The organism is Herbaspirillum sp. ST 5-3, from assembly GCF_004804275.1.
Taxonomy (GTDB): domain Bacteria; phylum Pseudomonadota; class Gammaproteobacteria; order Burkholderiales; family Burkholderiaceae_D; genus Noviherbaspirillum.
This window is the reverse complement of sequence record NZ_STGI01000005.1, coordinates 304,716-320,860: the sequence shown is the minus strand read 5'-3', so window position 1 is coordinate 320,860 and position 16,145 is coordinate 304,716. Positions and strand designations below refer to the sequence as shown.

The 16,145-nt window shown below is 61.0% G+C and carries 13 protein-coding genes; 10 read left to right on the top strand and 3 right to left on the bottom strand.

What is annotated here, in order from left to right; all coding sequences use genetic code 11:
* Positions 1-12 precede the first annotated feature (12 nt).
* From E6W33_RS12910 to E6W33_RS12890, 6 genes are all read left to right on the top strand, one after another.
* Positions 13-513, top strand: coding sequence for a methylated-DNA--[protein]-cysteine S-methyltransferase (locus tag E6W33_RS12910; RefSeq protein ID WP_136417721.1), 501 nt, complete (start codon positions 13-15; stop codon positions 511-513).
* On the top strand, positions 510-1,415 hold the full coding sequence (gene xerD / locus E6W33_RS12905) for a site-specific tyrosine recombinase XerD (protein ID WP_136417720.1): 906 nt from the start codon (positions 510-512) through the stop codon (positions 1,413-1,415). Before E6W33_RS12910 ends, xerD begins: the two co-directional genes overlap by 4 nt.
* 45 nt (positions 1,416-1,460) lie before the next feature.
* Positions 1,461-1,844 (top strand): YbaN family protein, encoded by a 384-nt coding sequence (locus tag E6W33_RS12900; protein ID WP_136417719.1) that lies wholly within the window; start codon positions 1,461-1,463, stop codon positions 1,842-1,844.
* The gene (locus E6W33_RS12895; protein WP_136417718.1) at positions 1,841-2,161 is read left to right on the top strand and encodes an antibiotic biosynthesis monooxygenase; all 321 of its coding nucleotides are present in this window, start codon (positions 1,841-1,843) and stop codon (positions 2,159-2,161) included. Before E6W33_RS12900 ends, E6W33_RS12895 begins: the two co-directional genes overlap by 4 nt.
* Before the next feature lie 94 nt (positions 2,162-2,255).
* On the top strand, positions 2,256-2,435 hold the full coding sequence (locus tag E6W33_RS27040; protein WP_211097324.1) for a hypothetical protein: 180 nt from the start codon (positions 2,256-2,258) through the stop codon (positions 2,433-2,435).
* Between the two features lie 125 nt (positions 2,436-2,560).
* On the top strand, positions 2,561-3,637 hold the full coding sequence (locus E6W33_RS12890) for a sensor domain-containing diguanylate cyclase (protein WP_136417717.1): 1,077 nt from the start codon (positions 2,561-2,563) through the stop codon (positions 3,635-3,637).
* Between the two features lie 71 nt (positions 3,638-3,708).
* Here E6W33_RS12890 and E6W33_RS12885 read toward each other — a convergent pair whose 3' ends face one another.
* Positions 3,709-4,272, bottom strand: coding sequence for a phasin family protein (locus tag E6W33_RS12885; protein WP_136417716.1), 564 nt, complete (start codon positions 4,270-4,272; stop codon positions 3,709-3,711).
* A gap of 502 nt (positions 4,273-4,774) precedes the next feature.
* On the opposite strand from E6W33_RS12885, the gene E6W33_RS12880 reads away from it, so the two are divergent.
* From E6W33_RS12880 to E6W33_RS12865, 4 genes are all read left to right on the top strand, one after another.
* A complete protein-coding gene (locus tag E6W33_RS12880) occupies positions 4,775-12,271 on the top strand; it encodes an EAL domain-containing protein (protein WP_136417715.1) in 7,497 nt (2,498 codons plus the stop codon).
* Positions 12,272-12,350: 79 nt separating this feature from the next.
* Positions 12,351-12,842 (top strand): Cys-tRNA(Pro) deacylase, encoded by a 492-nt coding sequence (gene ybaK / locus E6W33_RS12875; protein ID WP_136417714.1) that lies wholly within the window; start codon positions 12,351-12,353, stop codon positions 12,840-12,842.
* A 38-nt stretch (positions 12,843-12,880) separates the two neighbouring features.
* Positions 12,881-13,486 carry a glycerol-3-phosphate 1-O-acyltransferase PlsY gene (gene plsY / locus E6W33_RS12870; protein WP_136417713.1) on the top strand — a complete coding sequence of 202 codons (606 nt, stop codon included), beginning with the start codon at positions 12,881-12,883 and terminating at the stop codon, positions 13,484-13,486.
* Positions 13,486-14,145, top strand: coding sequence for a metal-dependent hydrolase (locus E6W33_RS12865; protein WP_136417712.1), 660 nt, complete (start codon positions 13,486-13,488; stop codon positions 14,143-14,145). The genes plsY and E6W33_RS12865 overlap by 1 nt, the downstream gene beginning before the upstream one ends.
* Here E6W33_RS12865 and E6W33_RS12860 read toward each other — a convergent pair.
* Together E6W33_RS12860 and pal are read right to left on the bottom strand one after the other, a co-directional pair.
* Positions 14,132-15,124, bottom strand: coding sequence for a M48 family metallopeptidase (locus E6W33_RS12860; protein ID WP_168798633.1), 993 nt, complete (start codon positions 15,122-15,124; stop codon positions 14,132-14,134). The genes E6W33_RS12865 and E6W33_RS12860 overlap by 14 nt on opposite strands.
* 338 nt (positions 15,125-15,462) lie before the next feature.
* Positions 15,463-15,981 (bottom strand): peptidoglycan-associated lipoprotein Pal, encoded by a 519-nt coding sequence (pal, locus tag E6W33_RS12850; protein ID WP_136417709.1) that lies wholly within the window; start codon positions 15,979-15,981, stop codon positions 15,463-15,465.
* Positions 15,982-16,145: the final 164 nt, after the last annotated feature.

Below are 16,145 nucleotides of genomic sequence, written 5' to 3'. Positions count from 1 at the left end.
TATGCTATCGGTATGAAGCCGTCCCAAACCACCGATATATTCTCCGCCATCGTCGAAGCGCCATTCGGCGCGATCGGCGTGCGTACCGAGCCGGGCGTCCTGCGCGAGCTGGTTTACCTGCCGAAAAGCTTCCACGAAAAAGCGCCGACGGACGCGCTTTCCGAGCAGGTGGCGCGCCAGGTCGAGCAATATCTGGAGGACCCGGATTTTCAATTCGATCTGCCGCTGGCGGAAGTCGGCACGGCATTCCAGCATCGCGTCTGGCAAGCCATTTCTGCCATTCCGCGCGGCGATGTTGTCACGTACGGGCAGATCGCCAAGCAGATTCGTTCCGCGCCGCGCGCAGTCGGTCAGGCTTGCGGCGCCAACTGGTTCCCGCTCATCATTCCCTGCCATCGGGTCACCGCTTCCGGCGGTCTGGGCGGCTTTTCCAATCACGACGAGGAAACCGGCTTTCATGTCGGCGTCAAGCGCTGGCTGCTCGCGCACGAGGGAGTCGAAGGTTATCGATGAGCGACGCGCTGTCAGCAAACCAGGCGGCAATCGACGAATTTTGCGACACCTTGTGGCTGGAAGACGGTTTGGCGAAGAATTCGCTCGATGCCTATCGCCGTGACATGGCCCTGTTTGGAACATGGTTGCAGGCGGAACGCGGCAAGGCCTTGTACGCCGCGCAAGGCGATGACATCAACGCCTACTTCGCGGCGAAGCATGCCGAAACCAAGGCGACATCGGCGAACCGTCGCCTCGCGGTGCTGCGGCGCTTTTATCAGCTTGCGCTGCGGCAGAACAAGATCGGTACCGATCCGTGCCTGAAGATGAAATCTGCGAAGCAGCCGCCTCGCACGCCGAAAACCTTGTCCGAAGCGCAAGTCGAGGCATTGCTGGCGGCGCCCGATGTGACTACGCCGCTCGGCTTGCGCGATCGCACCATGCTGGAACTGATGTATGCAAGCGGCTTGCGCGTGTCCGAACTGGTATTGCTGAAGTCTATCGAACTGGGCATGAATGAAGGCGTTCTGCGTATTACCGGCAAGGGCAGCAAGACGCGCCTGGTGCCGTTCGGCGAAGAGGCGCGCGCATGGATCGAGCGATACCTGAAGCAGGGCAGGCCGGCGATCCTGAATGGCCAGGTCGACGACGCCTTGTTCGTGACGGCGCGTGGCGCCGCGATGACGCGCCAGATGTTCTGGACGCTGATCAAGAAATACGCATTCCAGGCGCAGGTCAACGCGCCCTTGTCGCCGCACACGCTGCGGCATGCGTTTGCGACGCATTTGCTGAACCATGGCGCCGATTTGCGCGTCGTGCAGTTGTTGCTGGGACATGCCGATATATCAACCACGCAGATCTACACCCATGTCGCGCGTGAACGTCTGAAGAAGCTGCATGCGGAGCACCACCCGCGCGGTTGATGTCTCGATCCGATTCGATGAGAGCAAGGCAGGGGGGCAGGGCGCATGAAAATAGCATTGAACATTATCGGAAGCATCGCGGTCGTGCTGGCGATACTCGGCGTCTTCCTGCCGCTGCTGCCCACCACGCCCTTCCTGCTGCTCGCCTCGGCCTGCTACATGCGCGGCTCGCAGCGCCTGCACCGCTGGTTGCAGACCAATCCGATGTTCGGCGAATACCTGCGCAATATCGAAGAAAAGAAAGGCATGCCGCGCAAGGCCAAGATCATGACGCTGCTCTTGTTGTGGGTGTCGATGGGATATTCGATCGCGACGGTCAAGCCCTTGATGCTGAAGGGACTCCTGATTGCCATCGGCATCGGCGTCACCTTGCTGATTCTGCGCATGAAGACAATCGATCCAGGAGGAGTTGAAGGAGTTGACGAATGATTACACGTATCTGGCGCGGCTGGACAACGATGCACAACGCACCGATTTACCAAGACCTCTTGCTGAATGAAATCTTTCCCGGCATCGCCGCCCGTAATGTGCCGGGCTACCGCGGCATTTCGCTGGTCAGGCGCGAGCTGGACAACGAGGTTGAGTTCGCGACCCTCATGTGGTTCGATTCGATCGATGCGGTGAAAGCGTTTGCCGGGGATCACTACGAACTCGCCGTGGTTCCGCCGAAGGCGCGGGCGGTGCTGTCGCGCTTCGATGCGACTTCCGCCCACTACGAGACGGTTGTGGCGCCGCCGCAATGGTGAAGTAGCGCATCTTACCCACAAAAGCTGTGGTCAATTCTGTGGATAAGGCGGGATAAGCTTCCGTATGTCCATGAAATATAAGGAAATTATTTCCTTGATGAAAATCAAGGCAGTAAACACCTGCTTAATCTCAATTTTGGCCGGGACATCTCTTGCTACATTGCATGTAGCGTGTTTTTTCAAGATGGGCGTCATGGAAACCTTGCGTACGATTTCTTATATTGTTCTGGTGATTGCGACCTTCGCGGCGACCTATTGGGTTTCCAATATGTAGATGGGGGTCGCATTCCGCTCGTGCGTGACTGAAGTTCCGCAGTTGCTTTCCTTGTACGTTGCTGTCTGCAAAGGGAGGCGAAAGCGTTCGCTTTCGTCCTGCGTACTCACATACCGGCGTGTAACGTGTTAGATCCCAAGACACGCATCCGACTTCGCACGACCGCCCTGGCGGGGATTGACTACGTCGTCGGCATACTGAGCCTGTTCGCCTATGCGGCGGTAGGCACCATCTCCTATGCCGTGCCGCTGAAGATTCTGCTGGCCGGCCTCATTTTCAACACGATCTTTCTCGCAGCAATCGCTTCCGGCAGCACGCGCCATTGCCGCGACCCCTCGCTCACCGGCATGCAGGTGACGGCCGCCTGCGGCATCAACCTGGTCGGCGTCCTGATGGCGCCGCAGGTGACATACATGTTCATCGCCAATATTTTCGTGCCGCTGGCCTATGCAGTGCTGCACTTCAGCCGGCGTGCGTTCCTGGTCGCCTGGGTACTGCTGTCCGTCGCCTGGTGCAGCGTACTGTGGCTGCTCGGGGCAGAGGTCGGTATTGCCGTTTCCACAAGAGCCGAACAGACCATCCTGATGGGCTCGCTGGTGCTGGTGTTCGCGCGGTTCATCGCCATCAATGCGGAAGTTTCGCGCCTGCGCGAGCGGCTGCATGTCAAGAACAAGAATCTGGCCGACGCTACCGCAAGGCTGGCCGAGCTTGCCACGCACGACGAGCTGACGGGGATCTGGAATCGGCGCAAGTTCATGGATTTGTTGCAGGAAGAGCGCATGCGCGCCGAGCGGACCGGATCGGGATTTTGCGTTGCGATTGTCGACGTCGATCACTTCAAGACAGTCAACGACCGCTTTGGTCATGGCGTCGGCGATGTCGTGTTGAAGGCGCTTGCCGCGCTGTTGCAGAACTCGATGCGCGCGACGGATCGGGTGGCGCGATTCGGCGGCGAGGAATTTACCTTCGTGCTTGTGGATTACAACGAGAATGCCTTGCCGGTGGCGATGGAGCGCATGCGCGAAGCGGTCGAGAGGCACGACTGGCAGCGCATCGCGCCGGGGCTGGCGGTGACGGTATCAGCCGGAGTCGCCGCGTGGCGATGGGGGGAATCCACCGGGCAGGTGCTCAACCGCGCCGACACGGCGCTGTATGAGGCAAAGAATGCGGGACGTAATTGCATTCGGATTGCACCGAACTAAGGTCTTCGCGGGAAATATGGTCGAAAAAAAACGGGCCGCATGCGGCCCGTTCTTCCCAACCCGGCGAGGAATTACTTCCGTGCGCGGTTGGCGGTCTTTTCGGCAGCCTGGGTGAACTGGCTGACCGCCGAGTTCATGTTGGCTTCCATGACTTCCACTGCCTGCTTGGTGCTGCGTGTGAATTGCTCGTAGCCTGCGTTGGCATTGCCGATGGCCGACTTGACGATCGCGATCACGTTTTCCGAACCGGCAGGCGCATTCTTCGAAACGTCTTCGACGAGGGCCGATACCTTGCGGCCGGCTTCAGCAATCTGCTCTTCGGTGGCGCGGGTCAGTTCCGCTTGCGCACTGGTGGCGATTCCAGCCAGGTGACGGCCATAGGCAATTGCCTTGGCTGCGGTCGGTTGCGCCTGCGCTGCGCTCAGCGAGAAGAATTCCTGCGGATCCTTCGCCGACAACAGTTGTTTGGCGGCGATCGATGAATCTTCCAGCGAGGCCTTGGCCACATTCAGGTTCAGATCCACGACCTTTTCTATGCTTTCGAAAGCCTTGGTGGTCAGGCTGGTAATCAGTGACAGTTGCGCTTCCAGGTTGGCCTTGGCGACGCTGGAAAACTGTTCGGGAATGTTAAACATGAATTGCTCCTTGGAATAAATGCGTGATGTCGATCAGTGAGCGCAGCGTATTGTGCGCTGCAACAATTTCAATTCTACAGATGAAATTAGTGAAGTCAAGAGATATTTTGTGCGGTGCACAAAACACCTTGAAAATCTGTTGGCATAAGGGCTGCGATGTTTGGGTGCAATCAAGCATCTGCTCCGGACGGGGACTACTGGTGAAGCGGCACCATCGGCTTTGCATGCCGACTTTGGCGCTGTCTTGTTTTTAACATAAGCCTTCGCCGCTTAGCTTGGGAGCCAAGGACGAACGATAAGTTCATTGATCTCGCTCAATCGGAGAAAAACCGAGGTATCGACACGAAAAATATGTCGCAATCTAATTTTCTTGTCGTAAAGTGCCGATAAGCAATGAAATATAGCCGGACGCGCATTGATAGCGCGTTGCGGAAGCGACAACATATGTGAAGAGGCGAGGGCGCGGCAACGCAGCGCGGGCGAAACACTCATCGGGAACGGGATGTACACAGTCAGTGAAATACTGCATACCGGTAGCAGAGGAATGTTATGTCGCGGCGTGCGCAGTGCCGACGGACTGCCGGTATTGCTCAAGGTCGTGCCCGAGCAATACCGCGCGGCACACGTGGAGCGCTTGCGCAATGACTTTCATATCTGCACCTCGCTCGATCTCGACGCCGTGTCGCGCCTGCTGGCGCTGGACGCCTGCCAGGGCCGCCCGGCCCTTGTAATGGAAGACTTTTCCGGCGTGCCGCTGGAGCATCAGCTTGACGGCCCTCTTGCGGTCGATCGCTTCCTGGAACTCGCGATCCGCATTACGTCTGCGCTGTCCGACATCCATCGTTGCAATGTCGCGCATCAGGCGCTCGATCCCGGCTGCATCCTGCTCGACCGCGCCAATGACGAGGTGCGCATTGCCGACTTCGGCAGCGCCACCTTGTTGCCGAGTGCGCAGCAGGACATCGGCAGCGCGCTCGACATGGAAGACGCGCGACCCTATATCTCGCCCGAACAGACCGGGCGCATGAACCGCGCGCCGGACCGGCGCAGCGATCTGTATTCGCTCGGCGTGATTTTCTACCGCATGCTGACCGGCAAACTGCCATTCGAAGCCTCGGATGCGCTGGAATGGACCTATTGCCATATCGCGCGTCAGCCCGTGCCTCCCGCAGTACTGGAAGCCGCGCTGCCGTCGATCTTGTCCGAGCTGGTCATGAAGCTGCTGTCGAAGGAGCCCGAGGACCGTTACCAGAGCGCGGACGGCTTGCTGCGCGACTTGCGGAAATGCCTCGCCCAATGGCGCGCGCATGGCTCGATCAACAGCTTCGGCCTGGCGCGCAGCGATGTGCCGGAACATTTCCTGTTGCCGCAGAAATTATATGGCCGGGAACAGGAAATCGCTCTGTTGCGCGAAGCCTTCGATCGCGTGCTTCACACCGGCAAGCCGGAACTGGTGCTGGTGTCCGGTTATTCCGGCATCGGCAAATCGTCGCTGGTCAACGAACTGTACAAGCCGATCATCCATGAGCGCGGCTTCTTCGCTGCCGGCAAGTTCGATCAGTACAAGCACGACATTCCGCATGCGACCATTGTGCAAGCCTTGACCGAATTGGTGCTGGAACTGCTCGCCGAAAGCGAGGAGCGCATCGCCGTGTGGCGCGAAAAGCTGCTGCAGGCCCTGGGAATGAATGCGCAGCTGATCGTGGAAGTGATCCCGCCGGTCGAGCTGATCATCGGGCCGCAAGCGCCGGTGCCGGAAGTGCCGGCCAGCGAAGCGCGCAACCGCTTCAGCATGGTGTTCCGCAACTTCATCACCGTGTTCGCGCAACGCGAGCATCCGCTGGTGTTGTTCCTCGACGATCTGCAATGGGCGGATGCGGCCAGCCTGGCTCTGCTGGAACTGCTGCTGACCGATCCCGAGTCGCGCTATTTCCTGCCGATTTGCGCCTATCGCGACAACGAGGTGGACGCCGGTCATCCTTTCCATCTCGGCCTGGATACGATGCGCAAGTACGGCACGCCGGTGTCGAACGTGGTGCTCGGTCCGCTGTCCGACGACGCGCTGAATGCGCTCATCAGCGACGCCTTGTACCGCAGCCGTTACGACGTGGTGCCGCTGGTCGAACTGGTGAAAGACAAGACCGACGGCAACCCGTTTTTTGCCATTCAGTTCCTGTCCGAGTTGCATGACCAGAATCTGCTGCATTTCGATCGCGGCATACCGGGATGGGACTGGGACATCGAGCGCATCCGCGCGCACGGCTTCACCGACAATGTCGCCGACTTCATGATCGAACGGCTGAAGCGGCTCCCCGCCAACGCGTTGCAGGCCGTGCAGCAATTGGCCTGCCTCGGGGCAAGCGCGAAGACCGCACTGCTCGCCCTGGCGCTGGACCGCTCGGAAAACGATACCCACGCGGCAATGGCGGAAGCGGTGCGCGCAGGCGTGGTATTTCGCCTCGGCGAGCGTTACAAGTTCATGCATGACCGCGTTCAGGAAGCTGCCTATTCGCTGGTGACCCCCGCCTCGCGGCCGGCCGAGCATCTGCGGATCGGGCGGCGCCTGATGGACCGCATGTCCGTTGAGGATCTGGAAGAACAGGTGTTCGACGTCGTCAACCAGATCAACCAGGGCCTTGACCTGATCAGCGACACGGACGAGAAAGGCCGGGCACGTCGTCTCAACTTCCGCGCCGGCATGCGAGCGAAGGCCGCAACCGCGTACGCGGCGGCGCGCAATTATTTCACCCGTGCCCTGACATTGTCCGGATCGGATGCATGGGAATCGGATTACGACGACACCCTGGCGCTGCATGTGGCCTTGTCGGAATGCGAACACCTGCTCGGCCATCCGGAAAGAGCCGAACAATTGTTCCAGTTGATCCTGGAAAAGGCCCGCTCGAACCTGGATCGCGCCAGGGTCTACGGCATGCGCATCAATCTGTGCCAGACCTCGGGCCGGTTTTTCGATGGGGTGAACGCCGGGCTGGAGGGGCTGGCCCGGTTCGGCATGCACTTCCCGCAGACGGCCGCCGGGATCGCCGAGATGGAGCGGCAAGAACACAACCGCGTCCTGGCCGCACTGGGCAAGCGCCAGCCGGAGGATCTCTGCGATGCGCCGCCGGCCAGTGATCCGATCATCATGGCGAGCATCGGCCTGCTGGTCGACCTGCTGCCGTGTACCTTCGTTGCGCGCACCGAGCTGTACCAGCTCTTCATGTACAAAGCGATCAACCTCTCCATCGAGCATGGCAATACCGAGAAGTCCAGCATCGCCTACAGTGGCTACGCGATGCTGCTGACGTCGCGGCTCGGCCAGCCCGAAACCGGACACGCGTTTTCCCGGCTCGCGCTGCGGCTCAATGACAAGTTCAACGATCCCCGGATGAAGGGACCGGTGCTTTTCATGCACGGCAACTATTTCAATTTCTGGCGTCAGCCGTTCGCCGTGAACATACCAGTCATGGAAGCGGCGTTCAGGGCCTGCCTCGAAGTCGGCGACCTGTCCTGGGCCGGTTACGCGGCATACCGCTGCGTATGGCAATTGCTGGAAAAAGGTGATTCGCTGCCGGAAGTGCAAAAGGCCGCGCAGCGCTTCGCGGCGTTCGCACAGCAGGGGCGCAACGACATCGCCTCGCGCACCATTCGGCTTGAGCAGCAATTCATCGCCAGCCTGCAAGGTGCCACGCAGGACCAGTCCAGCTTCAGCAGCGAGGACTTCGACGAGACGGAATGCTTCGAAGTGTTCAAGCATGCGCGCTTTCGTTCGGGCATCGCGTTCTACCATGTCATGAAGCAGTCGTCTTCATTCATCTATCGCCGCTATGGCGACGCGATGGACGCGGCGAACCAGGCGGCATTGATGCTGGATGTGATGGTATCCATGCCGATCGAGGTCACGCACCACTTCTATCATGCGCTGACGCTGACCGCCTTGTTCACGCAAGTGACGGCCGAGCAGCAGTTGAAGTTCCGGCAGACGCTGAAGGCGCATCTGGCGAATTTCAAACAGTGGGCGGAGAACTGCCCGGCAAATTTCCAGGACCGCTACCTGCTGATCGCAGCGGAGCTTGCCCGCATCGAGGGCCGCGATACGGAGGCGATGCGGCAATACGAGGACGCGATCCGGCTCGCCGGCAAGAACGGTTTTGTGCATGACGAGGCGCTGGCCAACGAACTGGCGTCCTATTTCTATCGCGCACGCGGCTCCGGCCGCAGCGCAGAAACCTATCTGCGTCATGCCCATGCCTGCTACATGCGCTGGGGAGCGATGGGCAAGGTCAGGCAGCTGGAATCGCTGTATCCGCATCTGCAGGTACGGGATGGAGGCGCAGCCGATCAGACTTCATTGAAGAGCAGCGTGCAACTGGATGCGCTGGCGGTGATCAAGGCGTCGCAGGCATTGTCCGGCGAAATCACTTTCGACAGGCTGCTGGGCAAGCTGCTGCAGACCGTGATGGAGCAGGCCGGCGCGCAAAAAGGCTTTGTTCTTCTCCAGCATGAAGATCGCTTGGCGATCGAGGCAGAGGCGCAGCTCGATGCGAACGGCGCGGTGGAAGTCAAGCGGCTGCATTACCACGAGATCGCCTCATCCGGTCTGCTGCCGATCTCGGTGGTCCATTATGTCTGGCGCACACGCCAGACACTGCTGCTCGAGAACCTGGCCGCCGATACCCGTTTCGCATCCGATCCCTACCTTGCCCAGCATCAGCCGAAGTCAGTGCTGTGCCAGCCGATTTTCAAGCAGGCGGAACTGGTCGGCTTGCTGTACCTGGAAAACAGCTTGCTTGCCGGCGCCTTTTCGCCCGATGCGCTCGGCGTGCTTGAACTGCTGTCGGCGCAGGCCGCCATCTCGCTCGAGAATGCCCGTCTCTATGCCAGCCTTCAGGATGAAAATGCCGTGCGCCGCCGCATGGAGCATGAGCTGCAACTGTCGGAGGCGCACTACCGCCGCCTGTTCGAAACGGCGAAGGACGGCATCCTGCTGTTGCGTTCCGACTCGGGCGTCGTCACGGATGCGAATTCGTATCTGCTGGACATGCTGGGCTATCGCTACGAAGAATTCGTCGGCAAGAAACTGTGGGAGATCGGCTCCTTCGCGGAGCTGACGGTCTACCGCGCGGTGTTCGGCGAAATGCAGAGCAAGGACGCGGTGCGTTGCGACTCGCTGCCGCTCAGCACCCGGGGCGGGCGCGTGATCGATGCCGAATTCGTTTGCAGCGCCTACAGCGTGGATGAGGTGCGGGTCGTGCAGTGCAATATCCGCGACATTACCGACCGCAAACGAAGCGAGCAGCGCCAGGCCTTGCAGTTCGCCGTCACGCGCGTACTGGCCGACGCTGCCTCGTTCAACGACGCGGCGGCGCAAGTTCTGCAAGTGATTTGCGAGCAGTTCGGCTGGGAGATCGGAGAGGTGTGGCAGGTACACGAGAAAGCCGACGTGTTGCGGCTGGCGGAATGCTGGGAAGTGCCGTCGGTGGCACCGTCGAAATTTGTCGCCGCGGGATGGAAGAAGCTGGTGTCGCCCTCGACCGGATTGCCCGGTCGCGTGATGCAGACGCGGCGTCCGATCTGGGTATCCGACGTCACCGGCGAACCCGGTTTCCGGCGCGCGCGGGAAGCGGTCGAGATCGGCTTGCGCGGCAATTTCGCGTTTCCCATCCTGACCGGCGGCAAGGTGAACAGCATGATGGCGTTTTTCACCAGGCAGGTGCGCGGCCCCGATCCGGAAACCATCGACATGATGCTGATCCTCGGCAGCCAGATCGGCCAGTTCATCGAGCGCAAGCGCGCCGAGCAGGCGCTGGTCAAGAGCGAGGAGCGCTTCCGCAGCCTGACCAGCCTGTCGTCGGACTGGTACTGGGAGCAGGACGAGAATTTCCGTTACACCATGTTGTCGGAAGGCGTGCGGCGGGTCGGCGGCATCGCGCCGGAATACGTGATCGGAAAGAGGCGCCAGGACTTGCTGACGGAGTTGTCGTCCATGGATTCCGCGCTGCGGGAGACGCATGCGCAGACCCTCAACGCGCACCAGCCTTTCTTCAACATGGAGTACAAGGTGCGCGCCTCGGACGGGCGCTGGCATTGGCACAGCGTCAGCGGCGAACCGGTGTTCGACGAGGATGGCGTATTCAAGGGCTATCGCGGCACCGGCAAGGAAATCACGGAGCGCAAGCAGGCGGAAGCCCTGCATGTCGGACAGGCTCGTGTGCTGGAAATGATTGCCACCGGTGCGCCGCTGTGCGATGTGCTCGCCAGCCTGGTGCTGATGATCGAGTCGCAGGCGGAAGACATGCGCGGCTTCATCATGCTGCTCGACGAGGATGGCGTGCATGTGCGCATGGGCGCCGCGCCGAGTCTGCCGGAGAGCTATTCCGCGAGCCTAGAGGGGCTGGCGATCGGTCCGCAGGTCGGCTCCTGCGGCACGGCGATGTACCGCCGCGAGCGCGTCATCGTCACCGACATCGAAAACGATCCGCTGTGGAAGGATTATTGCGCCCTGGCATTGAGCCACGGCCTGCGTGCCTGTTGGTCGACGCCCATCGTGTCGCAGAACGGAACGGTGCTCGGCGCGTTCGGCATGTACTACCCGGTCGTGTCGGAGCCGGCGCCGGCGGAATTGCGCCTGGCCGATATCGCCGCCCGCATCGCCGGCATTGCAATCGAGCGCAAGCAGGCCGAAGAACGCATCAGCTACATGGCGCATCACGACGCACTCACCGGCCTGCCCAATCGTGCATTGCTGCAGGACCGCCTGAAACAGTCCGTGGTGCAGGTCCAGCGCACCGGCAAGTCGGTCGCGGTGATGTTCATCGACCTCGACTATTTCAAGCACATCAACGATTCGCTCGGCCACCAGATCGGCGATCAATTGCTGCAGATGGTCGCCGAGCGACTGCAAGCATGCCTGCGCAAGGGCGACAGCCTGGCGCGCCTGGGCGGCGACGAGTTTCTGCTGATTCTGCCGGATACGGAGAACGATCATGCGGCCGCAGTCGTGGCGCAAAAGATCCTGGACGAACTGAAGACGGACTTCCATGTGGGTGTTCACGAACTGCATGTGAGCGCCAGCATCGGCATCAGCCTGTATCCGACCGATGGCGAGGATGCCGACGGCCTGATGCGCGCCGCCGACACCGCGATGTATCACGCCAAGGCGAAAGGGCGCGGCAATTATCAGTTCTACACCGAGAGCCTGAACGCGGCGGTACAGCATCGCCTGATCATCGCCAACCAGCTGCGCCAGGCCATCGCGCGCGGCGAATTCAGCCTGGCCTTTCAGCCGCAGGTCGACATGGAGCGCGGCGTGATTTGCTCGGCCGAGGCCTTGCTGCGCTGGCATCAGCCGGAGCGCGGCACGATTCCTCCGATTGAATTCATTCCGATCGCCGAAGAGACAGGGCTGATCCAGCCGATCGGCGAGTGGGTCCTGCGCGAAGCCTGCGCGCAGTTGCGGCGCTGGCGCGATGCGGGATGTGTGGATCTGGGCATCGCCGTCAATCTGTCGGCACGCCAGTTGCTGCAGCCGGGCTTTGCGGACATGGTCGCGCGCGCGCTGGAGGAATCCGGCGTGCCGCCGACCGCGCTCGAACTCGAGATTACCGAAAGCATGCTGATGCAGCCGAGCGAGGAAAATCTCGCGCCGCTGACGCTCCTGAGCGACATGGGCGTGCAGTTGTGGGTGGACGATTTCGGCACGGGGTATTCCAGCCTGTCCTACCTGAAGCGTTTCCCGATCGACGCATTGAAAATCGATCAATCATTCGTGCGCGGCATCGGCCACGGGCAGAACGACTCAGCCATCATCAGCGCCATCATCGCGATGGCGCGCAGCCTGAACCTGAACGTCATCGCGGAAGGCGTGGAGACGGCAGAGCAGGCGGCTTTCCTGCGCGCCAATCAATGCGTGCTGGCGCAAGGTTATTACTACAGCAAGCCGGTGACGGCGGAGGAGTTCGCCGAATTGCTGCGGCGGCCGTCGATATTGCCGGCGGCTTGATTTGTCCACAACACCCACTGCAAGCTCTCCGAAACAAGCCATCTTGCTGCATAATGTGCAGCAATTTTCGAGTGAAGCAATGGCAAAGAAAGAGCACGTTTCCGAAACGCCGGCGACGCAGTTTTTGCGCAAGCACGGCATTGCGTTTTCCGAGCATCCGTACACCTACGAGGAGCACGGCGGCACCGCCGTTTCCGCGCGCGAACTGGGTGTTGACGAGCATCATGTGGTCAAGACCCTGGTCATGCAGGATGAGGCGGCCAAGCCGCTGATCGTGCTGATGCACGGCGATCGCAAGGTGTCGACCAAGAACCTGGCGCGGCAGATCGGCTGCAAGTCGGTCGAGCCCTGCAAACCGGAAGTGGCAAACCGGCATTCCGGCTATCTGGTCGGCGGCACCTCGCCTTTCGGGACCCGGAAGGCGATGCCGGTGTATGTCGAAGAGAGTATCCTTGCGCTCGACAAGATCTATATCAACGGCGGCCGGCGAGGATTCCTGGTCGGCATCGACCCGGCGATCCTGCCCAGGGTCTTGCCCGCCAAGCCGGTCAACTGCGCGTTGGAAGACTGACACGCGGGTGCAGCCGCGCAAATTGTGAGAGGGAGAGAATGAATACAGTGTTGTTTGTGATCGGCGCCTATCTGATCGGGTCGATTTCCTTTGCTGTCGTGGTCAGCAAGTTGTTCGGCCTGTCCGACCCGCGCACCTATGGGTCCAAGAATCCGGGTGCCACCAACGTCCTGCGCAGCGGCAAGAAGGCGGCTGCGGCATTGACGCTGCTGGGCGATGGCGCGAAAGGCTGGTTCGCCGTGTGGATTGCGCAGCACTACGGGCCGCAATTCGGCGTGGACGATACCGGCCTTGCACTCGTCGCGGTGGCGGCGTTTCTCGGCCACCTGTGGCCGGTGTTCTTCAGGTTCGTTGGCGGCAAGGGCGTGGCGACCATGCTCGGCGTACTCCTCGGCATCAACGGCTGGCTGGGCCTGGCAAGCATGATCACCTGGCTGGTGATCGCCTATGCCTTCCGCTATTCGTCGTTGGCCGCGCTGATCGCCAGCATCTTCGCACCGTTTTATTACGGCTTGCTGTTCGGCTTTGACGCCATTCTGCTGGCGATCCTGGTGATGAGCGGCCTGCTGATTTTCCGCCACCGCCAGAACATCGCGAATCTGATGGCCGGCAAGGAAAGCCGCATCGGCAGCAAGAAGAAATAATGTTCATCGGTCACTTTGGTGTCGGCTTCGGCGCCAAGGCGGCTGCGCCCCGCATCTCGCTTGGCGCGCTGTTTCTCGCCGCGCAGTTTCTCGATCTGCTGTGGCCGACACTGTTGCTGCTCGGCCTGGAAACGGTGCGCATCGCGCCGCACGAACAAGGCTTGACCCCGCTCGTATTCGAGCACTACCCGATCTCGCACAGCCTGCTCGGCGCATCGGCATGGGCTGTCGGCGTCGCATTGATCTACTGGCTGATACGGCGGGAAACCCGCAGCGCGCTAGTGATAGCGATGCTTGTTCTGAGCCACTGGTTGCTCGACGCCATCGTCCATCGGCCGGATCTCCCGCTGTTTCCGGGAAGCGCGACGATGGTGGGCATGAATCTCTGGGCTTCTCTGCCGAAAACGCTCGCCGTCGAAATGCCGCTTTTTGCTATCGGCGTCTGGCTCTACGCGCGCAAGACCAGGGCGATCGATGCGACTGGCAAGTGGGCGCTGTGGTCGCTGGTGCTGTTCATGCTGGCCATCCACGCCGGCAATCTGTTCGGCGATCCTCCGCCGAGCGCAATGGCAATTGCCTGGGTTGGCCAGGCGCAGTGGCTGCTGGTGCTGTGGGCCTACTGGGTGGACAAGCACCGCCGCGCTCTCAGCGCTGCGTAACTCCGGATGTGGCGCCGGATTCCGCGTCTGCCGGCAGCAAGGGAAGGTTCTGCGCCTGCTTGTCCTTGATGGCCCGGATGGTTTCCGTCATGACCGACAGGCGCTCGGCCGTTGCGGGATGCAGCGCGGTGTAGCTGCCGGAAACGGTTTCCGGATAGGTGTCTGCAAGCCGCTTCCAGAATGCCGGCGCATGCTCGATGTCGACTCCCGCGCGCGCGAGCAGATAAAGCGCCAGTCTGTCGGCGTCGGCATCGAGCGTCGCCGGATAGGGGCGGACTTCATTCACAACAGGCGGGCTTGCGCCGTCGAATGCCGGCACCTTCAAGCGGTCGATGACCGCCGCCATATCCGCCCGCTCCAAGGGATCCAGGATGTTGTGCGCGATTTCCTTTGCCAGCACATACGCCAGATCTTCATCGGACAGCACGAACTTCAGCATGCCTTGCGTGACCAGCACGCGATTGCCGTCCGCATAGCTGTTGACCTGGCCGGAATTGCCGGTATCGACTGACATGGCGCAGGCGGAGGTCAGCGGCACTTCCAGCGCCACCCGTTCGCCGTCTCGCAGGATGCTCAGGTCGATGCTGGAACGGCCCTGCATTTCCGCGCGGATGAGCGAGGCTGCTTCATGTTCCGCGTTCGGTCCTTCCGGCAAGGGGTCGACCCCGCTGGCAAGCAGGATGTCTCCCTTGCGCAGGCCGGCTTGTTCGGCACCGCTGCCGGGCAGCACGCTCATCACGCGCAAGCGCGCATCGAGGCCGAGTGCGGAATGGGCGACAGCGGTCAGATCATCCGTGTATGAATACTGGTTTTTCGCGGTAAAGCCGAGCAGATTGCGGACATGACGCGGGCACAGCTCGGTATTGTTGATCAGCAAAGGGCCGGCTACGCGATAGAGGCGCTCTTGTTGATCGACCCAGGCTTGCAATGCGACGGCCTTGTCGGGCGGCGCCGGTGACGGTGCTGCGGCAGGGGGCAATGCGGGTTGGGGTGCTGATAATACAGGCGGCGTCGCAGGTACGGCAGGTGCAACAGGTGCAGCAGGCGGTGCTGCGGGAACGGGTTGTGTCGGCGTGGCAACCGGTGGGCTGACTGGCTTTGGTGCAGTCCTTGGGATGGGTTGTCGCGTGGCGCAGGCACTGAGCAATACCAGTGCGACGGCCATGCAACAGTGTCGTGACCCTCGTGCGACATGCCGCGCGAACGCGGCGGCGTGAAGACTGCTTCCCATGCTTACCTCATTGACGATGTAATGCGTGCAGCAATCCGGACGGTCACGACACTTGCCGACGCCGGCCGGCGTCGACGATGCCGCGATTAACGGTAGACGATGTCTGCGCGGCGGTTCTCGGCCCACGAAGCTTCATCGTGGCCAGCTGCCTTGGGCTTTTCCTTGCCGAAGGAAACGGCTTCCATCTGCGAATCCGGCACGCCCAGCACGCCGAGGGACTTGCGAACGGCTTCCGCACGCTTCTGGCCCAGGGCCAGATTGTACTCGGCGCCACCGCGTTCATCGGTATTGCCCTGGATGACAACCTTGCGTGCCTTGTTCGAGCTCAAATACTTCGCGTGCGTTTCGACGACCGGCTTGGCGTTGTCTTTCAGCAGGTAGCTGTCATAGTCGAAATACACGCTGCGCTTTGCCAAGGGGCCGTTCGGGTCGTTCAAAGGATCCTTGGTAGCATCAACGGTCGCCACCTGGCGCGTGTCGGCTTGTGCGGCGGCTGCCGGCTTTGCTGCGCTGCTGTCGGCAGGCGTGTTGACCGGAGTCGACGAGCAGGCTGCCAGTGCGATAGTGCCAAATGCGATCAATGCTTTCAATTTGATGTGATGCATGCAATTCCCCTTATCGGATTGTTGAAATGGTTGAGAATGAATCGAGCCTGCCGCGTTGCGGCAAGCGAAAGAAATGAAATGGGAGCACTTGCCTTGAGGGTGGAGGTGCCGTCGTCAGGAACCAGCTGTCTGGCCGCCAAGTCGACATTCCATAAAAACATTAC